Here is a 16348-nt window from a genome sequence, read left to right as displayed (position 1 = left end):
CCATCCTGGCAGATAGGAGCCTCAGATACGTTTTCAGATTCATTGTAGATTAAAGCTATTATACACAAAATAAAACGCAATCATCGTTATGCTAAGGAAACTGCATGCCGCTGCAAGCATGCGCTCGGTCCGGCCGCCATTTCTGAAAAGGCGCAGCGCCAGGCGCAGCTTCGGCCAGACAAGCAAGCCAATGCCTTCCCTGCCAAAGACGTCTCCCGCCAGATGCGACCACCAGCCCGCGATGACGCCATACACAGCAGCCTGAATCAAAACCGGCTGCGCAGCGATGCTTAGCACCAAACCAACACTTAACAGGATGGCAAATTCGGGAGAATGAATCATCCCCCGGTGCTTTACGGTTGGCAAAAGGATAAAGCCCAAGCCAACCAAAGCTATCACCCAATGCAGACTGAAATGCCAGTAGGCCAAAATACCGGCCAGCCCTATCGCAATAAAAATCAGATTCCTCAAACGTGCAATTCCAAAAGCAAATATTCCCCCAGCAAAAAGAATGAGGCTCGCTATGATGCTCCATAACAAGCCTATTGGAGAGCAAACAATCAGCCCCCATCCCAAGCGGTTGGCAAGCTTCCGGTATTTCGTCGGCAATTGGACCATATTGCTTGCCGTGCTTGTTTTGTGGTCCAGATCCGGCAGCAGGCTGGCTATCGTGGCAGCTCCAATATAAACAGCCGCTTCTCCACCAGATAGCGTTGTTGGCAGCAAAAATAAACCCGCTGCTGCACCGGCCCAGCCAAGCGAAACATGGCCAACCTTATTCATTTAAAATACTCCCCCATTTCTAGGGCGTGGCTGAATACTCCGATGGGTAATACCTCTTTCTCGTCCCATGCAAGGAAGGTTTGTGCAGGCTTACCGGGGGTAAGTCAAAAAAAACGGACGCAGCAGGGGGCGAAAAAGCGGTGCAAGATGACCTCAAGCGGGTTTTCAGACACGCCCTAATACAACCAGCTACTAATCTAAACGTTCCAAACAGGAATATTGTTTCTCTTAACGATGTCACAATTAGCGCAGATGAAGCGTTATAGAAGTAAATACAAGTTTGAGGGAGGTGTAAAGCTGCTGGAACAGGAAACGTTGCACGCTTTTGTTAATGGAGACGAGAGAGCGCTTGAAGCAATAATAGACAGGTATAGCAAGTCACTTCTTCGATACTGCATCTCCATTTTGTGTGATGTTGAAGAGGCCAAGGATGTTTTGCAAGAAACCTTTATTAAAGCATACGAAAAAAGAAGGCATTATCAGCCAGGTACATCATTGAATGCTTGGTTATATCGTATTGCGTATACGACGGCAATCAGTGCGGTAAGAAGACGCAGGCTCAGATTCAGGCTCTGGAAAGCAAGCAAAGACATAAGCCCCGCTCAGGAAAACTACATATCTGAACCTCTTTACAGTCTATTATCGTCTTTGTCAGTGGCAGACAGAGCATTGCTTTACGGCAGAGTTTTGGATGAACGGTCATACCAAGAGCTGTCACAAATATTAAACGCATCAGAATCAACGCTTCGAAAACGATTCGAACGGCTGAGAAGCAGACTGGCCAAAGAGGCTAGGCACAGGGAAACGTATGCAAAAGAGGAGTGGGTGCAATGAATATGGAGCTCATCCGAAAGCAATTGGAGGAAATTACTCCCCCGGAAATGCGCTTCAAGCAGCATGTTTTGGAGCAAATCCGAAATCGCAGACAAAATCGCAGACGGCACATGCTGATCTCCGCAGCAATCGTCCTGCTGGTTGTCATTATAGGTACTGCTCAATTTCAACAGATTGCCACTATGGCAGAAACGATGTACAGGAGCATTAAGCTATCCCTCTATAACGAAACCTTGGTCATCGACAACAATGTATACAGGATACCGATTGAGGTGGAGGGTCTCGAATGGGTGGGCAAACAGCCAAACCGGGTTGGACATAAGTCTTATACCAATATCCATGCCGCACAAGATGAGCTTAAGATCAAGCTGCTGCACAACGCTAGGAGCAACGAATCTGTGCTTAACTTTTTATTCTTTGAAAAAGAAAACAGGGCCGAGCTCATATTGCGTCATTTTTTCATTGGTGATTTGAAAAACTTCACGGAAATCATTTTGGAAAACGGCGATAGACGACAAAGCTACAGCTCAGATCAGGAAACCGTCTATAAGTCTCCTTTAGACATGAAGGTTTCATTTTTCACCGGAAAAGGCGCAGAGTATGAGATGGACAACCTGGATACTTACAATTATGAAGAAAAATATATAAGCCCTATAAATGGCATTACAGCTTACCTTTTAAAAGACACGTTCCAAGCCACATCTGATGAGAGCAGTCTATTAATGTATGCAGCAGGAAGCATTACAGAGAAGCTTGCCGTTTTTGTACACGATCATTTGCTTTATATCATTTCCGGAAACCTTCCATCCTCGGAGATGAAAAATATTATTGACGCTTTTGTCGTTGAACAATAAGCATTATGCCTTTTCTATGCTGGCTTTTTAATCGTTTGCGAACTCAAATGGCGAATTTATTTTCCGTAATGTGTATATTCGCAATGAATGCGGACACAATAAAATCATCGGCGTTGCGAAATGCCGTAGACAACCGCGGAGAAGACTTACGTTCCCCATAAGCTCTTCGTCCGGTTTCTCCTCTCCCATGAAAGAGGTCCCCGAAAGGGGACCTCGATTTTTTTTTGCTCTTTTAATTGTACTTATCCTGTTAAGGCTGAGGCGGCTGACCGCTCACGCGGCGAAGCTCGTTGGCCAAACGGTTAAATTCTTTTCGGGCATCTGGCGAATCGGTTGCCATATAGGCCGCGCTCAAAAAACGGATAATGTTGTTGGCATCCTCCGGCTTTAACACCTTCTCACCCCCTCCTTCTTCACCGCTTCCATCAAGCTTTTCTTTTACCATTCCGACAAAATCTAACCAGCCCTTCCATTGACCATCGCTATTCATCAGGCGAGGGCAGTTTTTGCCGCTCCAGTCATAATGTCTGCGAAGCCTGTCTGTGTCCCAGCCCCGCTGCTGCAGCATTCCTGCAACAAGCTCCGCTGCATTGCGAAGCGTAACGTCGTAATTGCCGCTTTCGCAAATTTCGATGCCGATGGAGGTCCGATTGCCGCTGCCTGCCGTATTGCCGTCTCCCGCATGCCAAGCGATTTCGGTTAACGGGATACATTCGATAGCTTCCTTTTGGTCGATAACGATATGAAAAGACGCTGTTGCCGTATTGGATGGATTGGTCAGCCAGTTTCTTTCATTGCGGGCTGTACTGGAAGGATTGGCCGTGTTGTGGATCGTTATCGAGGTTGCCCCAATGGCTAGACCAGGGCGGCGGTTATGTGGCGTTGCTACCGGGATATGATCAATAATATAGGGAAACATCACTCACCCCCTTGTACCGAAAATAGCTTTTCCCTATAATCTGTGCCGCCAAAAGGGACTAGGGGAGGGCTCGTATGTCATTGGCCCAGCAAAACAGCCCGGGCAAGCCCATCCCATTCCACCTTTACATCCAGCACCTCCGCCAAGTCGCGAACCTTTATATATCCCGTGGAATCAGACAAAAGGGTCTCCCTTTCTATGCCGTTGACCGTCGCCTGCGACCCCGTCCACCCTATTTTTGCGCCCAAGGCTTCGCCAATTAATCGCGCGGGGATCCACGTTGTGCCATTTTGCAAATAGCCGGGCCCGATGAGCTGTCCCTGATGTACAACTGCAACGCGGGAAGCCTCCTGCAAATTTCTCGTAGGCGGTGCAGGAGCATAACGGGTCATATCATAGGCTTGAAGCTTATATTGCTTTATTAAACTTATGAGCTTGGCCGGATATGCGGGATCTGTTGCATAACCGCATGCATACAGCATCTCTGCTTGCCTCTCCGCTGTTCCGGCGGCCCTGACTCGCTCATAACGCGGCGTTGCAAGCAGCAGGTCCAAATCCTTGTAGAAATGATAGATGCTTTTATAGGCGCGAAAAGCGGCTCGGGCGGTAATTGTTTTTCCATCGATATATTCCCATGTGCCTTTTATGACGGCTTCACCCTGCCAATAAGCATTGATTTTTCCGCCTCCCACCTTAATACCGCCAAGATTGTTCCAGGGATGGAGCTCCCCGCCGGATTCAAGCAAGCTTTGCGCCATTCGCAATGAAGGAAACATTCGGGAGCCTTCATCCCGGACAAACAAAACGGCTGGAGCAATTGCAGCAAAAAACTGGACTCTCGTCAGCTTTGCCATGTTGTCACTCTCCTTGCGCGCTGCATGAAAGCATGCGTTATATTACGGTATATGCAAGGGCTTGGCATAGCGAAACGGTCCTTTGCCAGGCAAGGCAAAAGACCGTTTCGCGGGCTGTTCTTTATGTTTTTGTCAAAATAGACGGATCTCGAAAAGCCAGCCTTTCGCGATCAAGTCATTAGACGCACAGCCGATAAACCGCCGCTTCATAAGGCTTCAGCTCCAGCAAAGCTCCTTCTGGTACGCTGAATGCGCCCGCACTGTATACGCTTTTTCCCTCTCCGCGCGTGCTGCCTTCACTCTCGTCAAGTCTTCTATTGCAACTACCTAAGCTGCCATTTCCAATGACCAGCTCGCCAACCACATTCCCGATCTCCGGGGGCAGCATACAGGCTGCCGGTTCGCCGGAAAGATTCAGCAAAACAAGCCAGCTTTCCTCGGGCAAGGTTCGGGTATAAGCAAAAATCTGATGATGCTCCTCCAGCAGCATATGGAAGTCCCCATACACCATAACTTCGTGCTTGCGGCGCAGCGCAATCAGCTTCTGATAATAATAAAAGATGGAATCGGGGTCGCTCAAAGCTTGCTCGACATTAATCTCCTTATAGTTCGGATTGACGTTCAACCACGGCTGTCCGCTTGTAAATCCGGCCTGATGGCCGCTATTCCATTGCATCGGCGTTCTGGAGTTATCCCGCGCAAGATGCTGCAACTCGGCTAATACCGCCTCCGGCTCTCTGCCCAAAGCGACCTGCTCCGCAAATTTATTTTTCATTGCGATATCATCGTAATCCTCTATGGAGGGCAGCTTGATGCCCGTCATGCCGATTTCTTCTCCCTGGAAAATATAAGGCATCCCGGGGAGCGTATGCAGCAGCGTTGCGAAGCAGGTTGCGGATTCCACCCGCAGATCGGCATCATTGCCAAACCTCGTCACGACGCGGGTATGATCATGATTATTAAGAAATTGCGAATTCCATCCCCTGCCCCACAAGCCATCGTACCAGCGCTGCTGAATTTCCTTGAACCGGGCCAAATCCCAATAAGGCATATCGTCGCATACTTCAAAATGAAACAGCGTATTCAGCTCGCCCCGGTTCTCCCCTACATACAATACGCCATCCTCCGGCGTCACAAAAGGGATTTCGCCAACTGTAAACACATCATAATGGCGCAGCACCTCATCATGCATTTCCCTCAAGTAATCATGAATGCCGGGATTGTTGCCCAGATACGAAATATCCCTCGGATTTTCGGAGTCGGGAAACCCTTCTTGCTTCGCCAGTAAATTAATAACGTCCATGCGGAATCCGTTTATCCCTTTATCCAGCCAAAACCGCATCATGTCGTAAATTTCTTCCCTCACTGCTTTGTTTGCCCAGTTCAAATCCGGCTGCTGGGAGGCAAAGGAATGAAAATAATATTCCCCGCTCCCTTCATCATACGTCCAGGCTGACGGCTCGAAATAGGAACGCCAGTTGTTCGGCTCCTTCCGCCAAATGTAATAGTCGCGGTACGGATTATCCCTGGAGGAGCGGGCTTGCCGAAACCATTCATGCTGATCCGAGGTATGATTGACAACCAGATCCATAATCAGCTTCATGCCCCGTTTGTGCACAGCAGCCAGCAGCCGTTCGAAGCTCTCCATATCCCCTGCTTTGGGCATAATGGACCGATAATCGGAAATGTCGTACCCGTTGTCCACGTCTGGAGAGCCGTAGCAAGGATTAAGCCAAACAACGTCCGCTCCAAGCTTAGCGATATAATCCAACTTTTCAATAACGCCGTCCAGATCGCCGTATCCGTCGCCGTTGCTGTCATAGAAGCTGCGCCAATAAACCTGATACACGACAGCCTCCTTCCACCATGTTTTTTTCATTTGACCGCTCCTTCGGCAATGCCCTTAATGATATGTTTTTGCGCCGTGAAATAAAAGATGACGACAGGAATGATCGTTAAGGTCAGGCCGGCCATTGCCAGATTCCATACAATCGTAAACTCGCCGAAGAAATAGAAGGTGGAGAGCGGAATCGTCCGCAGCCCTTTGTCGGACAAGGTCAGCGACGGAAGCAGGTAGTCGTTCCACATGGCGATAACATCCAGAATGGCGATTGTAATCGTGATCGTTTTGAGCATTGGAAAGACGATGCGCCAAAATACGCCAAACTTGCTGCAGCCGTCCAGCGTGGCCGCCTCCTCCAGCGCTATAGGAATCGACTTCATGAAGCCGTGATACAGAAACACCGCAAGGCTGGCATGAAAACCAACGTTCATAAAAATCAAGCCTTCATGCGTATTCAGCATAGGGATGCCGAGATTGGTCCTAATCCAGCCCATCGTTTGCATCAGCGGCATCATCAGCGTCTGGAACGGAATCAGCATCGTAGCGACAAATACCATAAAAATAACCTGACTCAGCCGGTTGTTTGTGCGCACCAGCATCCATGCCGTCATAGACGCCAGCACTACGACAATAACGACGGATACAATCGTAACGTATAGCGAGTTGCCAAACGCCGTCAGGAAATTCATTTTTTCCAGCGCCTGGGCGTAATAAGTGAAGCTGAACGACGTCGGCAGAGCCAAGGCGTTGTTATATAGCTCCGACCGGTCCTTAAAGGAGTTGACCAGCATGATATAAATGGGAGAAAGGAAGACCAGCGCAAGAGCGACAAGCAGAATCTCCGCTATCCATTTGTTGACTCTGTTCATCACATCTGCACCTCCCTCTTCTTCGTGATGTATACCTGGACAAGCGTAATCGCAGCGACAACAACAAAGAAAATAATCGCTTTTGCCTGCCCGATGCCATACCGGCTATAACCGAATATTTCATTAAAAATATTCATCGCAAACATCTCCGTGCTATTAACCGGCCCCCCTCCGGTAAGGGAAAGGTTTACGTCGAAGATTTTGAAAGCGCCAGACAGAGTCAGGAACAAACAAATCGTAAACGACGGCATAAGCAGAGGGAACACGATTTTGGTCAAGCGATGCCAAGGACCCGCTCCATCAACCTGCGCCGCTTCCATCAGATCATCCGGAATGCCCTGCAAACCGGCGATATAAATAATCATCGTATAACCCGCCATCTGCCAGGCAAATACAACAACGATGGCATACAGCGCATATTGGGGATTGAGCAGCCAGTTGAAAAAGATATTTTCGGCCCCGACATTTTCGCCAATGTATTTAAACGCGTCGGTAAAAATAAATTTCCAGATGTAGCCCAAAATCAAGCCGCCGATCAAATTCGGCATAAAAAAGAGCGTGCGCGCCAGATTGCTGCTTTTCAGCTTTGAGGTTACCAGAAGCGATAAGCCAAGCCCGGCCACATTAACGAGCACCAGCGCCATCAGCGTAAACTGGATCGTAATCCAGGCAGAGTGCATAAAGCGGTCATCCTGAAAAACCTGAACGTAATTGCTAAAGCCAACAAACTGCTTGGCATTGGCCGCTATTCCGTCCCATTTGATAAAGGAGTAGACAATGCCGATGATAAACGGAATAATAACGACCGTTGTAAACACAAGCAGCAATGGCACCGTAAACAGGACAAACCACGCTTTGTTTTTCCACTTGTTCATGTCGAATCACTCATTTCCGGTTAAAATATAAAGCTGTCGGCATCCCTGAAATGGAGAAAGCCTAACGCCGTATTTCAGGAAGTTAGGCTTTTTTTTGCCGTGCCGGGACTCCTTATTTAGGAGCTTTCGCCCAAGCTTCGTCCAGCTTTTGCAAATACTGCTCGCCGGTTATGCTGCCATCCAGGAAAAACTCCTGCGTAATAGGGGCCAGATCATTAATGATGATGCCTTGCGGAAAATAGTTCAGCGCCCACGGAATGGTTTTGCCGCTTTGCGTTGCCTCAAACACCGCTTGCGACAGCGGATCAAGATTAGGAGCTTCAATATTAGTCATGGACGGAATAAACTTGAACTCGTTGACAATGGCGTTTTTACCGGTTTCGCTATTGAATACCCAGTCAATGAAGGCATGGGCTGCTTCAATTTGCGCCTCCGTCGCCTTGTTGTTGATCACCCACATGGCAGGCAAATCAACGGCCAGCTTATCGTTTCCACCCAACGGCAGCGGCATCATGCTTACATTCAGGTCGCCGAATTCAGACAACATGCCGTAGCTCCAGTTCCCCTGATGAACCATAGCCGACTTGCCAGCCGCCAGATCGCCCATTTGGGAATCGTAGGTCACTTCAAGCGGATTAACGGAATTTTCGCGGATGGTTTCCATAAACCGGGCAAATTCCTGGAAGGCCGGCGTATCCGCCATTTTTACCTCGCCGCTATTCACCTTCTCCACAAAGCCTTTAGGGTCATCCTGGACAGAAAAAGGCGTATTGATGATATGCCCGATCAGAAAGTAGGCTTCCTGCGACAGGCTTATGCCGTTTTTGCCCTCGCCTTTAAACTTTTGAAGGACAGAAGTAAAGGACTCCAGATCCGTCACCTCGTCCGGCCGCACCAGATCCTTGTTATAGACAAGTCCAAAGCCTTCCACGCCAATGGGAACGCCGACGGTTTTGCCATCGATTTCGGTGCTTAGTCCAGGCGCAATATTTTTGACGTAATCCTCGTTGCTCAAATCGACATAATAGGAAGCATATTTTTGAGCCTCCGCCCCAGGCTGAACACTGAAGATAGTTGGTCCTTCGCCTGCATTCAGCTTGGCTTGCAGCTGTGAAATGTAATTATCGCCAGCCGAGCCCCACACATCAACCTCATTACCCGTTTCTTCAGTATATTTTTTAGCAAGAGCCTCTAACGGTCCGGCAATTTCAACCTTGGATTGAAACAGTGAAATTTTCGCCAGCTTGCCTTCTCCGCTACCGGAACCGCCTCCGTCGCCGCTGCCTCCGCATGCCGCCAGCGAAGCTGTCATAAGCGCCGCTGTCGTCAGAATGCTTGCAATGCGTATTGCTCTCTTCATTGTAACGCCCCCTAGGTTTTATTCATGTTGATTTTATAATGAAAGCTCTTACAAAGTCAATAAAAAACCTAAATAAAATTAAGTATTATACTAAACTATTTTCATATAAAACCAACACTTTTACTAATTTTCCTTTTTAGCAACAAACTATGCCCGGTTCCTCCCTATAGTATTAAGACAATTGACACATTTTGAATCAGTCTCTCCAAAACTCTTTTATTTTTTTGAGATGGTTTTGTAAATGAAAGATATCTTTAGTAAAATACCTGGTAAAGTGATATAATCATTTTACAAAAGAAAGCGGGGGAGGCTGCAGCAATGATTGGCTTGAAGGAAATTGCGGAAATGACCGGCGTTTCCGTATCAACCGTATCCAACGTTCTAAATGGACGAAAAAACGTTTCGCAGGAAACGCGGGACCGCATATTGAAATGCTGTGAGGAGCAGGGGTATGTTCACGAAGCGGCAGGCAAAAAGAAACCGCTGGAGCGCACCAGGCGGATTGTGTTTATTTTCAGCGACTTTGACCGCGACTTTTATTTGAAAATTATTGAAGGCGTCAGCACATGCCTGACTGAAAACGGCTATGACCTTGTCATTTGTACTAATAAATCCAGCGACAGCTTTCTGCGCAGCAGCTTTGCCCGGGGTACAATCAGTCTGGACGGCAGCTTGACGGATGAGTTCCTGCACACCGTTGCCAAACCGGAATTTCCCGTTGTGCTGATGGACAGAATCGTCGACAAGGGGCATGCCAACGCAAGAAGCGTCATTGTCGACAATTACCCCGCCATGTGCGAGCTGGTGCAAGCGCTGGTGGACAGGGGGTTTCGTAAATTCGGCTTTTTAGGAGGACTGAGTCATACGCTGGATAACCAGGAGCGTTTCGCCGGCTTTGCCGACACGCTTCAGAAAAACGGCATCCTGTTTGACCAGAAAAATTATTATCACGGCAATTATCGGGAGAAAAGCGGCTATCAGGCGGGCAAGCTGATGTTTCTTGGAAATGACCTGCCGGAGGTGCTCGTTTGCGCCAATGACAATATGGCGATAGGAGCGATCAAGGCGTTAGAGGAGCGGGGCGTCAAGGTGCCGGAGCAGGTTTCCGTAACGGGATTTGACGATTCCGATACTGCGGCGCTGGCCGGCTTAACGACCATTTCCATCCCTCGTTACGAAAGCGGGTATTTGGCGGCAAAGGAGCTGCTGGAGATGATTCACGGCTCGGAGGGCTCCTCTACCATAAAAATAAGCGCAGCCGTCAAATGGAGAAAAACGGTACGCGAAGGGCTGCAATAAAGCGGCAAAAATAAAACAATCGCCAGCTTTATTTCTCGCTGGCGATGTCATAAAATCTTCTGGTGTTGGACAGGAGCGTTTCCGCGGCAAGGCGCTCGTCCACCCCTTTGATGACGGCGATATCACGGATAACGCCGCGCGTCATGGAAGGCACAGTTGCGTGCCCGGAGTAAGGTCCCTCAAAGGGCCAGGGGCCATCCGTTTCCGCCATCAGCAGCTCCAGAGGATACGCCTTCACCAAGCTTTGAATTTCCTCCTCATAAGCTACATCCGGCGTAATGGAGATCATATATCCGGCAGCAGCCATAGCTTTTATCGTATCTGCGCTTCCTTTAAACCAATGAAAATGGGCTTTTGTGACGCCGTTGGCCAAAAGCAGCCGCATCACCTTGTCGGCATCCTCGTAAACGGCATGCAGAGCCAAAGGACGATCAAGCTCTGCCGCTAGTGAAATAAACACCTCCAGATTTTCCAAATACGGACCTTCATCGAAGGCTTCACTGTTTGACTCCGCCTCGGTTCGCCTGTAATAAGGCAGCCCAACCTCTCCAATCGCAAAGCTTTCGCCTGCCTCATGTCTCGCTTTAATCCACCGGATCAGCTCGTCTCTGTCTGACGGATTAAGCGGATCTTGTTCGGGATGCCAGCCGTATGCAGGCATAACTCGGCCGGGATAACGCTCTGCAAGACGGCGGTTTTCCTGACTGGACCGCAGACCCATCGAGACAGCGACAACAGCCTCCACGCCTCCCTCAAATGCTTGCTCCAGCAGACCATGTCGTTCCTCTTCGCTGTATTGATCGGCATGCAGATGTGCGTCTATGCACCGCAAGTCTGCTGCCGCTCCCCACTGGGGAAACCTGCGAAGTGCGTGTGCATCAGTCGTGGCAGAAGCCCTATCTGAGACTGACATCTCTTCCAAAGCGGCAACATTTTCGTCCCTATCATTTTGACCGCCCATCTTACACTCCCCCTCCAGCGCCTTGAAGCCCGTTGTAAATCCGTCCCTTCAGCTCGCTCCAGCGGTTATCGGTCCATAAGTCCTCCCGGCGCGGGCGTTCAAAAGGCACGATGATTTCATCAACTATTGTTCCTGGGGATGCCGACAAAACAAGTACACGATCCGACAATTGCAGCGCCTCTTCTATACTGTGCGTAATGAGCAATACCGAACGCCGATGCTTTTCCCAAATGGACAGCAGCCATTGCTGCATCTGAAGGCGTGTCAGCGCATCCAGCGCGCCAAAGGGCTCATCCAGCAGCATTAACGGCTGAGGCGACAGAAGCGCCCGCAGAAAGGAGACGCGCTGCGCCATGCCGCCGGAAAGCACATGCGGATAAGCGTTGCAGTATTCGCCGAGCCCAACCGCCTCCAGCCATTTCTGCGCTGTAGCTTTAATGGAGGCTTTGTCGCCATGGCCCGCAATCCGCAAAGCAAGCTCAATATTGCCTGATACCGTCCTCCAGGGCAGCAGCGAGGCCTGCTGAGGCATATAGGCAATATGGCCGGTTTTGCCCGTAATGTCCTCTCCGCCTACCGCAATGCGCCCGCTTGATGGAGTTTGCAATCCCCCGATCAGGCTGAACAAGGTCGATTTGCCGCTGCCGGACGGCCCGATGAGCGAAACAAATTCGCCATCGGCAACGGAAAGCGAGAGACCGCTCAATACTTCCTTGGCGGTGCTTCCAGCGCCAAAGGATTTACTTATCCCTTTAACGTCAAGCATGACTGCTTCCTCCCTCCGCTTTTGGCCGCCATTTCACAACAAAACGCTCGCACCAAACGATCAAACCAAACAACAGCAGGCTGACTATAATAATAAGCAGAGCCGCAGCAAAGGAGCGCTCCGGCATAAAACCTCTCGACGACAGCACCATAAAGCCGCCCAGGCCGTTTTTGGGAGCCAGCAGCTCGGCAAATACGGCGCTTACTACACTGTAGGAAACGGCTATTTTCAAGCCGGAAAATAAATGCACCAGCGAGCCCGGCAGCTCCAAACGCCAGAATAAAGTCCATTTGCCCGCCCCGATCATCTGCAAATAATGTCTAAGCGCGGGATCGGCATGCGACAAACCGCTTAACATCGCCACCACAACGGGAAAAAAGCAAACCATGATGACAAGCAGCACCTTTGGCAGCAGGCCATAGCCAAACAGCATCGTCATAATAGGCCCCAAAATAACAATTGGCACATTTTGCGACAGAACGAACAGGGGATATACGCCGCGGCGCACGCCAGGCAGCAAATGCAGCAAGGCGGCGAGCACAAAACCCGCCGCCGCGCCGCCGCCAAAGCCGATCAAGGTCAGCTGAAGCGTGTAGCCTGCATGCATCATCAGCCTGGGCCAGATAGCGATTGCCTCCTGCACCACCGCTATCGGCGCCGGAATGCGCCAGGCCTGCACCCAGCCCAGACTGACGGCGCTTTGCCAGAAAAGCAAAAGCGCCGCAAGCACGGCAGCGGGAGGCCAAATCGCGCTCCAGCTGCTATTTTTTTTATTGCCCATCAGGGTATTTCTCCAGCAGACGGTCCATCGAAGCCCCGTTTTGCGGGTTATAGTAAATTTTGATTTGCGAAATAACGGAGGCACAGCCCATATCTGTCATAGCGGTATTCATATCCTGAACAACCTCCAGCAGCCGGGAAAGCTCCCCCTCCATTGTCGTTTCCAGCGGCGCTACGCGATAAGCTACGCCAGAGGCTTTAATAACATCAATCGCGGCGTCTACAAAAGGAAGAACGCTGGCTCCTCCAGGCGTGCTGGGCAAAATTTGAATGCTGACCAATGCGTTTGCCATCGTATTCATCTCCTTAATTATAGTAGTAGGATTTTGGATTATGATTTCGGAAGAAATTCGTTAGTAAAGACCGCTTCCGCGTCCAGCTTGCCCTCCAGCAATCCGTTTTCAAACATCCAGTCGGCATAGTTCTGCCATACGCTCAGCTTTTGCTCGCCCCAACGCGGAGCGTCGTCCTGATAACGGCTGCTCAGCCACTTCTGGCTTGCTTTTACTTGCTCCGGGTTCAAATCCGGCTCAGCCTTAATCAGCACATCCGCCGCTTCCTCAGGATGTTCAATTGCATATTGGTAGCCCTGCGCCGCTGCCTCGGTAAAGGCCCTTACCAGCTCCGGGGAGCCGCTGACCATCTCTTCGGTTGTAATCAGCACCGGCGTATAATAATCCAGCTTGTCGCTATAATCGGTCAAATATACCATGTTAATTGGCTCGCCGCGAAGCTCGGCCTCAATGCCGGTCCAGGCATAATAGATCCAGGCAAAATCAATATCGCGCTCAACGGCCGAAAAAAAGTCGCTGTCTCCGATGCTCATAATATCCACCTTGCTGACATCGGCATCCTCTGTAAGCATTAAAGCCTTAATGACGGCCTCCTCAACTGGAGCGCCCCAGCCGCCGTAACGTTTCCCTTCAAATTTTTTAGGAGAATCAATGCCTTGTTCTTTAAGCGATGCAAAACCCGAGGTATTATGCTGAATAACGGCAGCAAGCGAAACAAGCGGCACCCCGGCGATTTTGGCCATGGTGACCGACTCCTGGTAGCTAACGCCAAACTCTGCGGCGCCGGAAGCCACCATTGCGTCCGGGCCGTCCTGACCCGGCTGCACAATTTCAACATCCATCCCATGCTCCTTGAAATAACCCAAATCCCTGGCTACATAAAGGCCGGTGTGATTCGTGTTAGGGGACCAGTCCAATACAACCTGCACCTTCTGCAACACTTCCCCCTTTTCCCCCGTCTCCTGTCCCTCTTTGCTTGTGTTGTTAACCGCTTTGCCCCCGCAGCCTGCCAGTGTCAGCGCAATTGCCGTCACTGCCATCAGCGCCAGCGTCCAGCGGCTGCGCTTCGTATTTCCTTGCTTCGTCATGCCGATCTCTCCTTCTCTGTATCGTCTTCGTTTTAGACCGATCATCCTAAGCTTTATACCCTGAATACCCTGGAAAAAACAAAAAAACGTCCTCCATACGAAGGACGCTAACATTCGCCGCCAATTTTTCCATAACGCGACCCATTTCCGGCATACGCCAAAAAACGCAATCACTCTTTTGAAAAAGGTAGCTTTCCTTCCTACGCCGGCATTATCCGGTTCAGGTATACGGGTCGGAACGATGCTTCATTCCCTCTCAGCCAGCTAATCCAGCTCCCCGGTGCAATATAGGCTTGATCAATCATTCATCATTATAGCAAATATGCGGAGGAATGCCAGTTTAATTTTGACAGGAGCAAGGTTTGCTTCATTATTTTTGTCTCCAAACTGTTTACGTTCAAAATGTATGCTTCCAAAACGGCGCCTCATCGCACCAAGAGCTCTTTTGCTTAATAGTATGGTACCAATGAAAAGGCGAAAGGAAGATCATCCATGATATCCATCAGCTTGTGCATGATCGTGCGCAATGAAGAGGAAAGCCTCGGCAGATGTCTGGCATCCGTAGCCGACGCTGTTGATGAAATTGTCATTACCGATACCGGTTCAACGGATAAAACGAAAGAAATCGCAGAGTCATTTGGCGCTGTTATTCATGACTTTGAATGGATTGACGACTTTGCGGCGGCGCGCAATTTCTGCTTCCGGCAAGCGACAAAAGAATTTATTCTGTGGCTGGACGCCGATGATGTGATAGAACCCGATGATTTGCGGAAGCTTAAAGCATTAAAGGAGGTTAATCCTTTCCCTTTTGACAGTGTCACTATGAACTACCATCTAACCTTTGACCATAAGGGGAATCCTGTATTCAGCCTGCGGCGAAACCGCTTGGTGCGCCGAAGCCGCAACTTCCAGTGGATTGGGCCTGTGCATGAATATCTTGCGGTATCCGGTCATACTCATCACAGCGATGTTGCCGTCACCCATCGCAAGGAGCGGCAGCATACCGACCGCAATTTGCGCATCTATCTCAAGCGGCAGGCAAGCGGCGAAACCTTTTCGCCTCGCGATCAATACTACTTCGCCAATGAACTGCGCGACAACGGCCGTTTTTCCGAAGCGGCTGAGTGGTACGAAACGTTTCTGAACTCCGGCAAAGGCTGGGTAGAGGATGAAATTAACGCCTGCCTGAAGCAGGGGGATTGCTACGGCCGTCTTCTCCAGCATGATAAGCAGATGACTTCGATTCTGAGAACCTTGAGCTACGATACGCCGCGGCCAGAATTTTGCTGCGAGATAGGCGCCGTGTTTATCAACCGAAAGCAATATCAGCAGGCCATCTACTGGTTCCAGCAAGCGATTTCGGTGGAGCGTCCAGCCCAGCATATGGGTTTTTCGGACCGTGCAACCTCGACCTGGCTGCCCCATCTTCAACTGACGGTATGCTACGACCGCCTGGGCGACAAAAAAAACGCCCTGCACCATCATGAGCAGGCCAAAAGCTATAACCCTGGCCACCCCAGCGTACAATTTAATGAAAAATATTATTACGGAAGCAAAGAGTGATGAATGAGTTAATGATTATTTAACGGTCATGGATGACCGTCACAGACCGAAATAGCTGGATTTGACTTGTGTAGCGGACACCGCTGTCCTTTATCGCTCCAAAATTGCGCATTCGGGCGCAAATATTGGGTTTAACGGACGCCATTGTCCTTTACAAAATGATATTCCGCAAAAAGAGACTCCTAAAGGTCACGGATGTCCGCAAGAAGTCAATTCCGTGTTTCGGCTGAATGCCATATTCGCCGCCCGCCATGACACTAGTCATGACCAGCAATGGAAAGCGGACTTTTTGAACCTCCGCTTCAAATCAAGTTCAAAAAGTCCGGTTTTCAGTGCCAAGAAGATGGCATGAAGCTAGAAACTGAGTAGCGGAGCTTAGTGGAAGCTAAGTGAGCAACGGAAGTTTC

16 protein-coding genes and 1 riboswitch are annotated in these 16348 nt (G+C 49.8%); of the genes, 4 read left to right on the top strand and 12 right to left on the bottom strand.

All coding sequences use genetic code 11. The features are described from left to right. Positions 1–39: 39 nt before the first annotated feature. Complete coding sequence (locus A7K91_RS23475; RefSeq protein ID WP_068686922.1) at positions 40–783, bottom strand: metal-dependent hydrolase; 744 nt, start codon at positions 781–783, stop codon at positions 40–42. Between the two features lie 252 nt (positions 784–1035). Here A7K91_RS23475 and A7K91_RS23470 point away from each other — a divergent pair, with 252 nt between their 5' ends. Both A7K91_RS23470 and A7K91_RS23465 read left to right on the top strand, forming a co-directional pair. Then, positions 1036–1617: an RNA polymerase sigma factor gene (locus tag A7K91_RS23470; protein WP_156739780.1), complete on the top strand. Its 582-nt coding sequence runs from the start codon at positions 1036–1038 to the stop codon at positions 1615–1617. Next, on the top strand, positions 1614–2471 hold the full coding sequence (locus tag A7K91_RS23465) for a hypothetical protein (RefSeq protein ID WP_068686921.1): 858 nt from the start codon (positions 1614–1616) through the stop codon (positions 2469–2471). Before A7K91_RS23470 ends, A7K91_RS23465 begins: the two co-directional genes overlap by 4 nt. Positions 2472–2721: 250 nt before the next feature. Here the strand turns inward: A7K91_RS23465 and A7K91_RS23460 are convergent, their stop codons facing one another. The 6 genes from A7K91_RS23460 to A7K91_RS23435 all read right to left on the bottom strand — a co-directional run bounded on the left by A7K91_RS23460 (position 2722) and on the right by A7K91_RS23435 (position 9191). Next, the gene (locus tag A7K91_RS23460) at positions 2722–3390 is read right to left on the bottom strand and encodes a peptidoglycan recognition protein family protein (RefSeq protein ID WP_068686920.1); all 669 of its coding nucleotides are present in this window, start codon (positions 3388–3390) and stop codon (positions 2722–2724) included. A gap of 77 nt (positions 3391–3467) precedes the next feature. Further along, positions 3468–4244, bottom strand: a complete 777-nt coding sequence (locus A7K91_RS23455) for a glucosaminidase domain-containing protein (RefSeq protein WP_068686919.1) — start codon at positions 4242–4244, stop codon at positions 3468–3470. 178 nt (positions 4245–4422) lie between these two features. After that, positions 4423–6123, bottom strand: coding sequence for a glycoside hydrolase family 13 protein (locus A7K91_RS23450; protein ID WP_082967707.1), 1701 nt, complete (start codon positions 6121–6123; stop codon positions 4423–4425). Continuing rightward, positions 6120–6956, bottom strand: a complete 837-nt coding sequence (locus tag A7K91_RS23445; protein ID WP_068686918.1) for a carbohydrate ABC transporter permease — start codon at positions 6954–6956, stop codon at positions 6120–6122. The genes A7K91_RS23450 and A7K91_RS23445 overlap by 4 nt, the downstream gene beginning before the upstream one ends. Continuing rightward, complete coding sequence (locus A7K91_RS23440; RefSeq protein WP_068686917.1) at positions 6956–7831, bottom strand: carbohydrate ABC transporter permease; 876 nt, start codon at positions 7829–7831, stop codon at positions 6956–6958. Before A7K91_RS23440 ends, A7K91_RS23445 begins: the two co-directional genes overlap by 1 nt. A 112-nt stretch (positions 7832–7943) precedes the next feature. Beyond that, positions 7944–9191, bottom strand: coding sequence for a sugar ABC transporter substrate-binding protein (locus tag A7K91_RS23435; protein ID WP_068686916.1), 1248 nt, complete (start codon positions 9189–9191; stop codon positions 7944–7946). A gap of 318 nt (positions 9192–9509) precedes the next feature. On the opposite strand from A7K91_RS23435, the gene A7K91_RS23430 reads away from it, so the two are divergent. After that, positions 9510–10490: a LacI family DNA-binding transcriptional regulator gene (locus tag A7K91_RS23430; RefSeq protein ID WP_068686915.1), complete on the top strand. Its 981-nt coding sequence runs from the start codon at positions 9510–9512 to the stop codon at positions 10488–10490. Positions 10491–10518: 28 nt separating this feature from the next. On the opposite strand, the gene A7K91_RS23425 is transcribed toward A7K91_RS23430, so the two are convergent. The 5 genes from A7K91_RS23425 to A7K91_RS23405 are packed head-to-tail and all read right to left on the bottom strand — an operon-like array spanning position 10519 to position 14378. Further along, positions 10519–11451, bottom strand: coding sequence for a TatD family hydrolase (locus tag A7K91_RS23425; protein WP_245697793.1), 933 nt, complete (start codon positions 11449–11451; stop codon positions 10519–10521). A gap of 1 nt (position 11452) precedes the next feature. Continuing rightward, on the bottom strand, positions 11453–12217 hold the full coding sequence (locus tag A7K91_RS23420) for an ABC transporter ATP-binding protein (RefSeq protein ID WP_068686914.1): 765 nt from the start codon (positions 12215–12217) through the stop codon (positions 11453–11455). Continuing rightward, positions 12210–12998 carry an ABC transporter permease gene (locus A7K91_RS23415; RefSeq protein ID WP_068686913.1) on the bottom strand — a complete coding sequence of 263 codons (789 nt, stop codon included), beginning with the start codon at positions 12996–12998 and terminating at the stop codon, positions 12210–12212. The genes A7K91_RS23420 and A7K91_RS23415 overlap by 8 nt, the downstream gene beginning before the upstream one ends. Further along, the gene (locus A7K91_RS23410) at positions 12988–13290 is read right to left on the bottom strand and encodes a thiamine-binding protein (RefSeq protein ID WP_068686912.1); all 303 of its coding nucleotides are present in this window, start codon (positions 13288–13290) and stop codon (positions 12988–12990) included. The genes A7K91_RS23415 and A7K91_RS23410 overlap by 11 nt, the downstream gene beginning before the upstream one ends. Before the next feature lie 38 nt (positions 13291–13328). Next, entirely contained in the window at positions 13329–14378 is a 1050-nt protein-coding gene (locus tag A7K91_RS23405; protein ID WP_068686911.1) for an ABC transporter substrate-binding protein, read from the bottom strand. A 180-nt stretch (positions 14379–14558) separates the two neighbouring features. Further along, positions 14559–14668, bottom strand: a riboswitch (TPP riboswitch). Between the two features lie 202 nt (positions 14669–14870). On the opposite strand from A7K91_RS23405, the gene A7K91_RS23400 reads away from it, so the two are divergent. Beyond that, positions 14871–15941: a glycosyltransferase gene (locus A7K91_RS23400; protein ID WP_068686910.1), complete on the top strand. Its 1071-nt coding sequence runs from the start codon at positions 14871–14873 to the stop codon at positions 15939–15941. The last annotated feature ends 407 nt before the right edge of the window (positions 15942–16348 follow it).

The organism is Paenibacillus oryzae (assembly GCF_001675045.1).
GTDB classification, from domain to species: Bacteria; Bacillota; Bacilli; order Paenibacillales; family Paenibacillaceae; genus Pristimantibacillus; species Pristimantibacillus oryzae.
This window is presented reverse-complemented; position numbering and strand designations above follow the sequence as displayed.